17 protein-coding genes and 1 riboswitch are annotated in these 12,809 nt (G+C 28.4%); of the genes, 10 read left to right on the forward strand and 7 right to left on the reverse strand.

Going from position 1 to position 12,809, the window contains the following annotated elements; all coding sequences use genetic code 11:
* Positions 1–4: 4 nt before the first annotated feature.
* From moaA to ACYQ44_RS06240, 3 genes are read left to right on the forward strand one after another with little or no spacing between them, the layout of a single operon-like run.
* A complete protein-coding gene (gene moaA, locus ACYQ44_RS06230) occupies positions 5–946 on the forward strand; it encodes a GTP 3',8-cyclase MoaA (protein ID WP_459996025.1) in 942 nt (313 codons plus the stop codon).
* A 1-nt stretch (position 947) separates the two neighbouring features.
* Positions 948–1,424, forward strand: coding sequence for a cyclic pyranopterin monophosphate synthase MoaC (gene moaC, locus ACYQ44_RS06235; protein ID WP_459996026.1), 477 nt, complete (start codon positions 948–950; stop codon positions 1,422–1,424).
* Positions 1,421–1,903 (forward strand): MogA/MoaB family molybdenum cofactor biosynthesis protein, encoded by a 483-nt coding sequence (locus ACYQ44_RS06240; protein ID WP_459996028.1) that lies wholly within the window; start codon positions 1,421–1,423, stop codon positions 1,901–1,903. The genes moaC and ACYQ44_RS06240 overlap by 4 nt, the downstream gene beginning before the upstream one ends.
* A gap of 112 nt (positions 1,904–2,015) precedes the next feature.
* Here ACYQ44_RS06240 and ACYQ44_RS06245 read toward each other — a convergent pair whose 3' ends face one another.
* From ACYQ44_RS06245 to ACYQ44_RS06270, 6 genes are all read right to left on the reverse strand, one after another.
* Positions 2,016–2,660: a HesA/MoeB/ThiF family protein gene (locus ACYQ44_RS06245; RefSeq protein WP_459996031.1), complete on the reverse strand. Its 645-nt coding sequence runs from the start codon at positions 2,658–2,660 to the stop codon at positions 2,016–2,018.
* A gap of 22 nt (positions 2,661–2,682) precedes the next feature.
* Positions 2,683–2,964, reverse strand: a complete 282-nt coding sequence (locus tag ACYQ44_RS06250; protein WP_459996032.1) for a MoaD family protein — start codon at positions 2,962–2,964, stop codon at positions 2,683–2,685.
* On the reverse strand, positions 2,961–4,760 hold the full coding sequence (locus tag ACYQ44_RS06255; RefSeq protein WP_459996033.1) for an aldehyde ferredoxin oxidoreductase family protein: 1,800 nt from the start codon (positions 4,758–4,760) through the stop codon (positions 2,961–2,963). The genes ACYQ44_RS06250 and ACYQ44_RS06255 overlap by 4 nt, the downstream gene beginning before the upstream one ends.
* Positions 4,761–4,769: 9 nt before the next feature.
* Positions 4,770–4,888, reverse strand: a riboswitch (molybdenum cofactor riboswitch).
* A gap of 82 nt (positions 4,889–4,970) precedes the next feature.
* The gene (gene mtnA, locus ACYQ44_RS06260) at positions 4,971–6,008 is read right to left on the reverse strand and encodes an S-methyl-5-thioribose-1-phosphate isomerase (protein WP_459996035.1); all 1,038 of its coding nucleotides are present in this window, start codon (positions 6,006–6,008) and stop codon (positions 4,971–4,973) included.
* Complete coding sequence (locus ACYQ44_RS06265) at positions 6,005–6,826, reverse strand: Mrp/NBP35 family ATP-binding protein (RefSeq protein ID WP_459996036.1); 822 nt, start codon at positions 6,824–6,826, stop codon at positions 6,005–6,007. The genes mtnA and ACYQ44_RS06265 overlap by 4 nt, the downstream gene beginning before the upstream one ends.
* 1 nt (position 6,827) lies before the next feature.
* Entirely contained in the window at positions 6,828–7,244 is a 417-nt protein-coding gene (locus ACYQ44_RS06270; protein ID WP_459996037.1) for an OsmC family protein, read from the reverse strand.
* A gap of 174 nt (positions 7,245–7,418) precedes the next feature.
* Between ACYQ44_RS06270 and ACYQ44_RS06275 the strand changes: the two genes are divergently transcribed.
* A complete protein-coding gene (locus ACYQ44_RS06275) occupies positions 7,419–8,471 on the forward strand; it encodes a YncE family protein (protein WP_459996038.1) in 1,053 nt (350 codons plus the stop codon).
* On the opposite strand, the gene ACYQ44_RS06280 is transcribed toward ACYQ44_RS06275, so the two are convergent.
* On the reverse strand, positions 8,455–9,474 hold the full coding sequence (locus tag ACYQ44_RS06280; protein WP_459996040.1) for a polysaccharide pyruvyl transferase family protein: 1,020 nt from the start codon (positions 9,472–9,474) through the stop codon (positions 8,455–8,457). The genes ACYQ44_RS06275 and ACYQ44_RS06280 overlap by 17 nt on opposite strands.
* Before the next feature lie 62 nt (positions 9,475–9,536).
* Between ACYQ44_RS06280 and flgB the strand changes: the two genes are divergently transcribed.
* The 6 genes from flgB to ACYQ44_RS06310 all read left to right on the forward strand — a co-directional run bounded on the left by flgB (position 9,537) and on the right by ACYQ44_RS06310 (position 12,751).
* Positions 9,537–9,941 (forward strand): flagellar basal body rod protein FlgB, encoded by a 405-nt coding sequence (gene flgB / locus ACYQ44_RS06285; RefSeq protein WP_459996042.1) that lies wholly within the window; start codon positions 9,537–9,539, stop codon positions 9,939–9,941.
* Between the two features lie 5 nt (positions 9,942–9,946).
* Positions 9,947–10,372 (forward strand): flagellar basal body rod protein FlgC, encoded by a 426-nt coding sequence (gene flgC / locus ACYQ44_RS06290; protein WP_459996080.1) that lies wholly within the window; start codon positions 9,947–9,949, stop codon positions 10,370–10,372.
* A 12-nt stretch (positions 10,373–10,384) separates the two neighbouring features.
* Complete coding sequence (fliE, locus tag ACYQ44_RS06295) at positions 10,385–10,693, forward strand: flagellar hook-basal body complex protein FliE (RefSeq protein WP_459996044.1); 309 nt, start codon at positions 10,385–10,387, stop codon at positions 10,691–10,693.
* Positions 10,694–10,708: 15 nt separating this feature from the next.
* Positions 10,709–11,182, forward strand: a complete 474-nt coding sequence (locus ACYQ44_RS06300; protein ID WP_459996045.1) for a cupin domain-containing protein — start codon at positions 10,709–10,711, stop codon at positions 11,180–11,182.
* A gap of 190 nt (positions 11,183–11,372) precedes the next feature.
* Positions 11,373–11,633, forward strand: coding sequence for a type II toxin-antitoxin system Phd/YefM family antitoxin (locus tag ACYQ44_RS06305; protein ID WP_459996046.1), 261 nt, complete (start codon positions 11,373–11,375; stop codon positions 11,631–11,633).
* A gap of 14 nt (positions 11,634–11,647) precedes the next feature.
* A complete protein-coding gene (locus tag ACYQ44_RS06310; protein ID WP_459996047.1) occupies positions 11,648–12,751 on the forward strand; it encodes an ABC transporter ATP-binding protein in 1,104 nt (367 codons plus the stop codon).
* Positions 12,752–12,809 lie beyond the last annotated feature (58 nt).

Consider the following 12,809-nt stretch of genomic DNA (forward strand, 5'->3'; position numbering starts at 1 on the left):
TATTATGATTGATACATTTAATAGAAAAATTGAATACGTTAGACTTTCACTTACAGACAAATGTAATTTTAGATGTAATTACTGTATGAATGAAAATGCTGAATTTTTACCAGAAAATTTACTATTAACATTAAATGAAATTGAAAATTTGGTAAAGGTGTTGAAAGCTTTAAAATTTAAAAATATAAGACTCACAGGGGGAGAGCCTACTTTAAGATCTGATATTATAGACATTGCTAAAATTATCAAAAAATATTTTGGTTCATTTAGTATAACTACTAATGGTTCTCTTATGTATTATCTTGCTGAAGATTTAAAAAATAACGGATTACGCGATGTTAACTTTAGTCTTGATTCTCTAAATAGAGACACCTTTAAAGAGATTACAAGAAGAGATGATTTGTCCAATGTATTAAATGGACTAAAAAAATCTATAGATATTGGGCTAAATGTCAAAATTAATACAGTAATTCAAAAAAAGAATTCTTCGGAAGTTTTTGATTTAATAAAATTTGCTTCAAATTATAAATTACCTATTAGGTTTATTGAGTTAATGCCAATAGGTAATAATTATAGTGAAAAAGATTTTATTAGCGAGAATATGTTAAAAGAAAAAATTAAAGAAAAATATTTTTTAACACCTATAGATAACACATTTGGTTTTGGACCATCCAATTATTTTTCTATTAAAGAATTAAATGTTGTTGTTGGATTTATTTCAGCAATGACACATAATTTTTGTTCTTCATGCAATAAAATAAGAATTTCTTCAGATGGATACATATATCCATGTTTAGCTTTTGATTATAAGATTTTCATAAAGGATGTAATTTTTGATGACTATAAATTAAAAGAAAAAATCAAATATGCTATATTAAAAAAACCAAAAAGGCATTTTTTGAATAATTTTAAAAAAGAAACACCTATGCATAAAATGGGGGGATAATATGAATTTCACACATATAGATGAAGATGGTAATGTAAAAATGGTAGATGTTTCTGGGAAAGATGTTACTCTTAGGATAGCTAAGGCCCATGGGAAAATAAAAATGAAAAAAGAGACTATTAATGCTATAATAAAAGGGAATTTAAAAAAGGGGAATGTTTTAACAACTGCAAAAATAGCTGGAATTATGGGAGCAAAAAAAACTTCAGATTTAATTCCAATGTGTCATAATATTTTTATTTCAAAAATAGATATTGAATTTAAAATAAATGAGGATAATATAGAAATTTTTTCATATGCTAAAACATCTTCACAAACAGGAATTGAAATGGAGGCATTAACAGCTGTCAACATTACTGCTTTAACAATATACGACATGTGTAAAGCTGTTGACAAAGAAATGGAAATAACTGAAATTTATTTGTTGGAAAAATCCGGAGGAAAAAGCGGGCATTTTATCAGAGGTGATAAAAAATGAATTATTTTATATTAACACTAAGTGACAAAGGTTCAAAAGGTGAAAGAGAGGATTTAAGCGGAAAAGTCATAATGGAATTAATGAGCTCTATAAATGCAAAAATGATTGGATATAAAATACTACCAGATGAAGAAACTTTAATAACAAATGAATTAAAAGACTTAGTAAAAAATGATATAGATGTTATTTTAACTACAGGTGGAACTGGGCTAACCCCAAGGGATGTTACTCCAGAAGCTACTTTAAAAGTTATAGAAAGAAGAATATATGGAATGGAAATTGCAATGATTATTGAAGCACTAAAACATACTCCTCATGGCATGTTATCTAGAGCAATTGTTGGAGTCGCTAATGAAACATTAATTATTAATCTTCCAGGTAACCCTAAAGCTGTAAAAGAAAACCTTCAAGTTCTTTTACCTGCAATTCCACACGCAATTGAGAAAATTAAAAACTTAGGTGGAGATTGTGCAAGATAATTCATTTTGATATTAATATTAAAAATATCATTTAGAAAACATACTATTTTATAAAAACAAAGCCCGATTTTTCGGGCTATTTCTTTAATGAATTTCTTTCTACTATTTTTTATTAATTATATTCAATAATATCAAAAGAATTAAAATATAAATCAACAACTAGCATTTTGTTTATTAACATATGCTCATAATCTTCCATTATTAACTTCATAGTTTCGCTTACTTGAATTGAGGCTATTACAGAAACTGCATACGGTGTTACAAATTTTATTTCATCTGAATCTTTTATATCTCCTAATATATCTCTTAATGATTTTGTTTTCCCTGGAATTATGTCGGTTACTTGCCCAAAAAATCTTTCTACACCACCATGTATTAACGGTATTTTCATTTCATGAATCTTTCTATCAAGAATTTTTCTACTTTCAAAATTATCAAAACAATCTATTACAACATCTACATCTGGTAATTTTGTTTCATTATTAATTTTTTCATTAAAAATATGAATTTTTACATCAGGATTTACTCTATTTAATTTTTCTTTCGCTACAAATACTTTTGGTTTTCCAATATCTTCTATGTCATATAATATTTGCCTATTTAAATCTGGCATATCTAATATACCATCATCATAAATAAAAATCTCCCCAACACCTAATCTACACAGGTGCATTAACACATTGCTTCCTAAACCACCTGCTCCTGCAACTAATATTTTAGATTTTCTTATTTTTTTAAAGTCTTTATAAAGCTTCATATGTCTATTATATCTAAGAATATTATCCACCTCCTGCTGGCGGAAAAATCGATATTATTCCTTCTTCTACTAACGTATTTAAACCATTAATGTGAATAATGTTTTTCCCATTAATTAGTATCATTGTTCCAACTTTTATTTTTTCTCCATCAACTAGATACTCTCTAATTTTAAAATCATTAAATTTATCAACTAATAAATTTATTAATTCATTTACTGTTATTGGATTATCCAATTCAATATCAACAGAATCAACCTTGAGATATAATCTCAAGGTTGCAAAAAATTTTACTTTAATTTTCATATTATATTAAGCTCCTTTAATTTTTCATCTGTTGGTATCCCTTTTTCGCTCCATCCCCTAACTTCATAATACTTAGGTAATAACACTTCTAAATGAACTACTTGTCCTTTATTTGGCCCTTCTTTTACCGGTTCTTCTAATAATCTTTTTGGTAATGTGTCTTGAGATGGATCAATTCCAGCCTCTAAATTAAATTTTCTTTCTAAATTCCATATTCTTTCACCTATTTTTAATGTTTCTTCTGATGATAAATTCCACCCAAGTGCTGCATTTATAAGATCTTTATAATCATCTAATCCTAATGCAAATGATGTGAATAAACATAGTCCTGCAGAGTCTATAACTGCTGTTAAATCCTGGAATGTTTTTACCCATTCTGCTTTTCCTTCTAATTCTTGTGGATCTATTTTTTCAGGAGCTCCTAATATTTCAGGTGAAATCATATATCCTCTTACATGACATCCTCCCCTGTTACTTGTTGCATATTCAAGTCCATGGCCTTGTGCCCCTCTTGGATCATATGCCGGAATTTCTTGTTTTTTTACTGTCATAGAAATCTCTGGGTGACCATAACTTTCTGCTAATCTATAAGATCCCTCTGCTAATTTATCTCCAAATCCTTCTCTCAAACCAATTTGTTTCGTATAATATACAATTGCTTCAGAACTACCAAATTTTAATTCAGGTCCATTATTTAATTCTTCCCTTTTTATTAATCCTTTTTCATACATTTCCATTGCAGCTGCAATTGTTGCACCAGCAGAAATTGTATCAAGTCCATATTGATTACATAAATGATTTGCTTCAACAATGGCAATTAAATCAGAAACTCCACAATTAGCTCCAAATGCCCAACCAGTCTCATATTCTGGCCCTTCTGTTTCAATACCATTTGGTAGGGTTACTCTTCTCCCACAAGCTATAGGACAGCCAAAACATGGCATATTTTTTATTAAATATCCTTTTTCTACTAAAGCTTCACCCGAAACTTCATCTGTTAATTCAAATATAGATTCCTGGAAATTCTTTGTTGGATATAATCCATTTTGATTGATAATATTATCTAATACTTTAGTTCCAAGTTTTGGTAACCCTTCACCAGTAACTCCATTTTCCTTTAATTTCTTTATTTTTTCTTTTACTGTTTCCATAAACTTTGCAGGTTCTTTTACTTCAGGTCTTTTTTTACCTCTAACAACAACAGCTTTTAAGTTTTTACTACCCATTACAGCGCCAACTCCAGTTCTTCCAGCTGCCCTATGTTTATCATTCATAACAGCTGCAAATTTAACTAATTTTTCTCCAGCCGGCCCTATACATGCAACTCTAGCTTTTGGGTCACCAAACTCTTCTAGTAATTTATCGGTTGTTTCAAAAACATCTTTCCCCCATAAATGAGATGCATCTTTTAGTTCAACGTGGTCTTCATTAATGGATAAATAAACAGGTTTGTCTGATTTACCTTCAAAAATAATCATGTCATAACCAGCAAATTTTAATTCAGCACCAAAGTAACCTCCTGAATTACTAGAAGCAATTGTTCCAGTTAGTGGCCCTTTGGTTACAACCATATATCTTCCGCCAGTTGGCGCAGCAGTTCCTGATAATGGCCCTGTTGCAAAAAATAGTTTATTTTCTGGCGAAAGAGGATCTACTTTTGGATCTACTTCGTCGTAAAACATCTTTGTTGCAAGACCTCTGCCGCCTAAATAAAGTTCTGCATCCTTTGGCAATTCTTCGACTTTTACACTTTTTTCTGTAAGATTTACTCTTAAAATCTTTCCGTTAAATGACACCTTTACCCCCCCTTTTTGATTTTCCTTCCTTTCCAAACACGGGAGGCATAGTCGTTTCCAACTATACCCATTGGCCTTTTACCATGACTAAAAGTTTTAGGTAGAAAGGCTCGGAAGGGGTAATGTATTCACTTTGATTTTATCACATTTTCATAAAAAGTTCAATATAATAATAAACCGGGGAATTTTTCCCCGGTTTTATAAATAACATTATTTTTCAAATAATTTTTTTAAATTTTCTGAATATGGTGGTCTTACTACACCCTTTTCTGTAATAATTGCAGTAACTAATTCATTTGGTGTTACATCAAACGCTGGATTATACACTTTAATTTCTTCTGGAACCATTTTAGATTTATGACAATATCTTACTTCTTTGTGAGATCTTTCTTCAATAGGTATTTCATTCCCAGTAGGTGTATTTAAATCAATTGTTGATAACGGTGCTGCAACATAAAATGGTATTCCATGTTCTTTTGCTAATAACGCTACAGAATATGTCCCAATTTTATTAGCAACATCTCCATTAGCAGCTATTCTATCTGCACCAACTACAACTGCATTTATTTTTCCTTGTTTCATTACCCAGCCAGCCATATTATCTGATATTAATGTAACATCAAATCCATCTTTGTATAATTCCCATACTGTAAGTCTTGCACCTTGTAAATATGGTCTTGTTTCATCAGCATATACTTTAATATTTTTTCCTAATTCTCTAGCTCCTCTTATTACACCTAAGGCTGTTCCATAATCTACTGTTGCTAAAGCTCCTGCATTACAATGAGTTAATACAGTATCTCCATCATTTAATAACTCACCACCAAATTTTCCCATAGCCTTATTTGCTTCTATATCTTCATATGCAATATCTAATGCCTCTTTTTCTATTAATTCAATTAAATTATCTTTATTTTTTATTTCATTAAATTTTTTTTCCATTCTATTTAATGCCCAAAATAAGTTAACTGCTGTTGGTCTTGTATTTGCAAGCGTTTCTTTTACTTCTTTTATTTTTTCATCAATTTTCTCACTATTTGCAAATTCCTTTACTCCTAAAACATAACCAAATGCCGCTGATGCACCAATTGCTGGAGCTCCTCTAACAACCATATCTTTTATAGCAATGGCTACTTCTTTATAATTATTACATATTACATACGTTTCTTCTAATGGCAAGTATCTTTGGTCGACTAAAATTAATGAACTTCCTGTCCATTCCATAGTTATAGTCTTTAACTTGCTCATTCTTTATCATCCTTTTCCACTTCATTTATGACTCTTTTCGCTAATTGAACATAAGGAGCTACATGTTCAGGTTTCCCAAAATATGCTGCTGGTTTCCCTGTATCCATATTTGTTCTTATATCTTCACTAATAGGAATTTCTGCTAAAATTGGTATATTATATTTTTCAGATAATGATTTTGCACCATTTTTACCAAAAATATAATGTTTTGTGTGACAATTTGGACATTCAAAATACGCCATATTTTCTACTAATCCTAAAATGTTCTTATTCATAATTTTAAAGAAATTAATAGCTCTTTCGACATCGTCTTTAGATACTTCTGAAGGAGTTGTAACTATAATTGCCCCATCAAATTTATTAATCAATTGCATAACTGTTAAGGGTTCATCACCTGTACCTGGAGGTGCATCAATAATTAAATAATCTAAGTCTTCCCATTCAATATCATTGAAAAATTGTTTAATTGTACCTGTTTTAATAGCCCCTCTCCATACTATTGGCTTTCCAGATTCCGGAACAAATTGAGATACTGATAAAACTTTTACACCATTCACTTCAGGTGGTAATATTTTTTCTCCTACCTGATAAGGATGGTCTTTTTCTGTTCCGCCAAGCATTCTCATAACATTTGGACCATGCATATCTATGTCCATTAATCCAACTTTTCTTCCTTCTAAGGATAAGGCTACTGCTAAATTTACAGCAATTGTTGATTTACCGACTCCCCCTTTTCCACTCATAACCATAATTACATGTTTTATATTATCTAATTTGGGTTGATCTGGTAAATGAAACGGTATTTTTTTATCTGCCATATTATTCCTCCTCAACTATAATCTCATATGTAACTTCTGCCATGCCTTTTACTGTTGCAGAAGCTGAACAATATTTTTCTTGAGATAATTTAACTGCTCTTTCTAATTTTTCCATCGGCAAATCTTTACCTTTAAATATATATTTCACATTTATTTTCTTAAAGTATCTTGGATGTTCCTCATTTCTCTCTGTTTCTAATTTTACTCTTAAATCTTTATAATCTACTTTCATTTTCTTTAAAATCATTGCAACATCTATTCCAGTACATCCACCAATGCCTAATAAAAATAATTCTAAAGCTCTTGGACCACTATTTGTTCCTCCAACCTCTGGAGAAGCATCAATTATTACTTCATGACCTGATGGTGTTTTAGATACAAATTGCATTCCCACTGTTTTTTTTAATTCTATTTCCATACTTTCCCTCCTAAATATGATTTTTTATGTCAAATATAATTATAGCGCTATACTTATAATAATGTATAACAGAATTTTTAAAAGTTATCTTTTTGAGTTTTTAATATTTTTAATGTATAATACTTAATGAATATAAATAAACCAATTGAAATAAAGAATTGATGGAGGTAATATATGCAAAAAATACATTTAAAAATTATTTTATTACTATTTATATCAATATCCAGAATATTTTTTGCTTCCCCAGATACTTTTCAGATTGTTGATAGGATTCCTGTAGGTGAAAGAACATTTCATATTGATATTTATGGAAATTATGCAACAATTTGTAATTATAGCGGCACTGTAAAGGTAATTGATTATGTAAACGGTGATGTAACTTTATATGTAGATAATGGGATTATGTCAAGACCGATGGCTGGATATTATATTAATAATTATTTATATGTAATAGATAATGGAGATCCTTCTATTAAGGTTATAAACAAATGGGGAAGTTTAAGTAGAAAATTAAAATTAAAAGCTAAACCAATAAATATGAAAGTGTTAAATGATAAATTTTATATCACTACAACTAATCCATATGGATTGTATATTGTAGACAAAAAAACTTTGAAGATAGATAAATTTATTGAATTTCCCGTGAAAACACCTTTTATTTCTATTATAGATAATGATGTATTAATTCCAATGTATGAAAATGAAAAGGATAATATTTTAAACACTTATAAGCTTTTATTCATAGTAAGTGAAAATAAATTTATCACAAATTTAAAAAGAATTGTATTTCCTATCGATATAGAAAAACATAATGATAAATACTATTTAGGGGAATATTTTGATGGTGGAATTTATGAGTTTTGGGATAATTATCAAAAAAAAGTTGCTCAATTTGGGAAAATGCTAATTAATATAGGCATTTTCAATGAAAATATAATTGGAAACTCTCTTTTTGGTGGTCTATATATATACTCTTTAAAAAACAAAACTACAAAAGTTATTTTAAAAGATGTCCCTATTACTGATTTTGATTATAATTCATCAAATGATTTTCTTTTTGCTATATCCCATATAACTGGTCAATTTTTTGTTATAGATAAAAATTTCAATATTTACGAAACTTTAAAGTTAGATGATTATCCTATAGATATTGAAGTCCCTACCGATAATATAATCCTCGTTTTGAGTACGGACGGTCGTTCATTAAGTATTATAAGAAGGTTTTAATTAATTCTTTTGTTTTTTCATATGTTTTATTTAATTTAAACAAATAAGTCTTTTGTACTTCGTTAAAATCAATTCCTTTTATTTCTGTTAAAGCATTTATTAAGCTGTCTTCATTTCTAAAGAATAAATTATATTTTTTATCTATAGTTTTAAAAACTCTATAATTTTTTTGATTTTTATACATTATTACTGGAACACCTAAATATATTGAAAGGATTCCTCCGTGCAATCTATCAGAAATAACAAATTCAGATTTCAATAACTCATCAAGTATTTTCTTTTCTTCTGTAATAGGAAAGGATATATTAAATTTGTTTTTATACTTTTCGTAAAATTCATAAGCATATATAGAATCTTGTGACTTATTAAAAACAATTGGCGTAATTCTTTTTATATTTATTTGTTTTAATAAGAATAATATTTTTTCCCAGTTCTTTTGTCTTTTTATAACAATAGATATATGTGATTCCTGAGGATCACTTTCAAAAATAATATTTTTATATTTTACTGGTCCAATATCTACCCCCAAGTCAAAGTTTTTAGAACATCTTTTTGCATATCTATAACTTGTTTCATCTCTTAAAATACCATATGATTTCTCATATTTTAAAATTTTCTTTAATCTTTTTATTGCATAATTATGCCTAAAATGTCCAAACCCTTGTGACAAGAATAACACATTTTTCCTATAATGTTTTGCTATATTAAATAAAAAATCATAATACATAAAACTTTTTAATGATGTTTCAGTTTGAAACAAGTTTCCTCCACCATAAATTACAAAATCTGATTCTTTTATAGTATTAATTATTTTTAACATATCGTATTTCTCCAGTGGGATGATTTTGAATTTATGATCTTTGTTATATATAACCTTATCTGAAATTATATATATTTTTCCATCGTAATTTAAATCCTTAAATAATTCTAATATGGATTCAAATAACATTTCATCTCCGAGGTTATTATGACCATAATAACCTATAAGAAAAATCTTTTTCATTTTTTCAACTCCTTAGGGTTTTTTTTATTATATATAGAATTATAATTCAGGAGGCGGATAAAATGTTTATAAAAGATATCACTATGAATATTATACCAAAAGCTTTAGATGCAGTTGAAACTAGACAAAAAATATATTCACATAATATAGCTAATTATAACACACCTGGCTATAAGAGAAAAGATGTTTCTTTTGAAAAGGAACTAAAAAAAGCTTTAGGAGATTCTTCTGAGATTAAATTAAAAACTAAAAATGACAAACATTTTAAAAATATACCTTCTCTTAATGAAGTTAAATATAATATTATTGAAGATAACAGTCGTTCTGCAAGAGAAGATGAAAACAATGTAGATATTGATATAGAAATGGTAAAAATGATGGAAAATACTTTACAATATAATGCTTTAACAAGACTTATTAATTATAGATTATCCGACTATAAAACAGTAATAGGAGGCATTAGATAATGAATATAAACGCATTTAAAATAATGGATATTGCTGCAAGTGGGATGACTGCCGAAAGATTTAGATCAGAAGTTATATCAAATAATCTTGCAAATGTTAACACTACAAGAACTGAAAATGGTGGGCCTTATAAGAGGAAAATCGTTACATTTAAAGAAGTTTTAAATAAAAATTTTTTAGAAAAAGATGAACAAATTTCCGGTGTTAGAGTCTCAAAATTAGAAGAGGATAACAGTCCATTCAAATTAGTTTATGATCCAGGACATCCCGATGCCGATGAAAGTGGTTATGTAAAATATCCAAATGTCAATCCTCTTAGAGAAATGGTCGATTTAATTACTGCCCAAAGAGCTTATGAAGCTAATGTCGCTGTTGTAAATTCTGCAAAAACAATGTTTAATTCTGCTTTATCCATAGGTCGTGGAGCTTAGGAGGTGTAGATTATGATAGAAAAAATCCCTGGAGTATCAGGAATAAATGGAATTAATAATATAGCAAGGACGCAAAAAAACAATCAGACATCATCAAAAAATCTTAATTTCGCAGATATTTTAAGAAATGCTATTGATGATGTTAATAAAACACAAAAGATTTCAGAACAAATGAGTGCTGATTATGCTGCTGGAAAAATCGATAATATTCACAATGTTATTATTTCAGCAGAAAAAGCCTCTTTATCCTTGAAATTAACTACAGAAGTTACTAACAAAATTGTTCAAGCTTATAAAGAAATTATGAGAATGCAAATCTAGAAATGAGGTAATAAAATGGAAGAAATTATAAAAGCAGTCGATGAATTTTTTGAAAAAAATCCAGAATTTGATTTTGAATCTTTAGAGTTATTTCTTTATGAAAATTTTAAAAAAGACGATGTTGAAGAATATTTAAGATTATTAGGTGAAACTATTTTAAGTGCAGAAGGTGGTTTTAAAGATCCTATGGGTGCTCTTTTAGATAATGAACCAGAAATTAAAATAATCGAAAACCCTTCAGAAGATGTGTTAAATAAACTCAACATCAGTGAGTGGCCTATATGGGAAAAAGAAATTTCAACTTTTGATTGGTATTATGATGATACCGAAGTATGTTACATATTAGACGGAGAAGTGATTATCCATACAAAAAACAGTACTTATAAAATAAAAAAAGGTGATCTCGTTGAATTTAAAAAAGACCTTTCATGCAAATGGGAAATTATTAAACCTATTAAAAAATACTATAATTTTGGTACAAAAATATAGACTGCTTATGCAGTCTATATTTTTATTATTAAAACAATACAAATAATTATCTCTATATATAAAAACCTTTAAAAAATATAATTTTTTTTGTATAATTTAATATAATTACGCGTATTTATCTTTAATTGCATGTAATTATATTTTTTGTTTATTGATTATATGACTATAATTATAGTCAAGGAGGATTTTTATGGATATTGAAAATTTGAAATTTTATAGTGTTGCTGAATCTAAAGCAAAATTTTCACAAGTTACAGAGGAGTCAAAAAGCAAATTCATTATTATAACTAAAAATGGAAAACCAGAATTTGTATTAATTGGTTATGATAAATTTAAGAAATTAATTAACTTTATAGATGAAATTAGAGATTTATATTTAATGGAAATTGGAGATCCTTCGAGATATAATGAAATAAAGGATATTTTTAAAGAAATTGAAAATTTAGAATAGTTGGAGGTGTTTTTATGGCACAAGTTGTATTGGAAAATATTGATAAAATTTACCCTAATGGATTTCATGCGGTAAAAAATGCAAGTTTTACTATTGAAGATAAGGAATTTTGTGTTCTATTAGGTCCATCAGGTTGTGGAAAAACTACTACATTGAGAATGATCGCTGGTTTAGAAGAAATAACAAACGGAAAGTTAATGATCGATGAAAAAGTTGTAAATGATGTTGAACCAAAAGATAGAGATATTGCTTTTGTTTTCCAAAATTATGCTCTTTATCCCCATATGACTGTATATGATAATATGGCCTTTGGTTTAAAATTAAGAAAATTCCCTAAAGAAGAAATCGATCAAAGAGTAAAAAATGCAGCTAAAATTTTAGATATAGCTCATTTATTAGACAGAAAACCTAAACAATTATCTGGTGGGCAAAGGCAAAGGGTAGCTGTTGGAAGGGCTATTGTTAGAGATCCTAAAGTTTTCTTGTTTGATGAACCTTTATCAAATTTGGATGCTAAATTGAGAGTTCAAATGAGGTCTGAATTAAAGAAATTACACCATAGATTAGATGCAACTATTGTGTATGTTACTCATGATCAAGTAGAAGCTATGACAATGGCAGATAAGATTGTTATTATGAAAGATGGCGTTATTCAACAAATAGGATCTCCTCACGAAGTTTATTTTAAACCTACAAATAAATTTGTTGCCGGATTTATTGGTACTCCTCCAATGAATTTCCTTGAAGCTAAAGTTATTAGAGGAGAAGGAGGATTATGGATTTCTGCTGAAGAATTAAAAGTAAAAGTGCCAAAACAATTTGAAGAAAAATTAGATAAATATATTGATAAGGATATTATTTTTGGTATTAGACCTGAAAATATTCATGATAAATCAATTTATAAAGGGGAACACACAAATGATGTTGTTAAAGGTAAAGTTGATGTTGCAGAACCGCTAGGTAGTGAAACATTATTGCATGTTACTATAGGAGGTCAATATTTAGTTGCAAAAGTTGATCCTACCACAACAGCTAAAGAAGATATGGATGTTGAATTAATATTAGAAATGGAAACTATGCATGTGTTTGACAAAGAAACAGAACTAGCTATCATATAATTAGTCTCCGCAAATGCGGAGATTTTTTTTAGGTTATAATTATTGCGGGGGTGATATT

The sequence above is a fragment of the Marinitoga arctica genome (assembly GCF_054657315.1).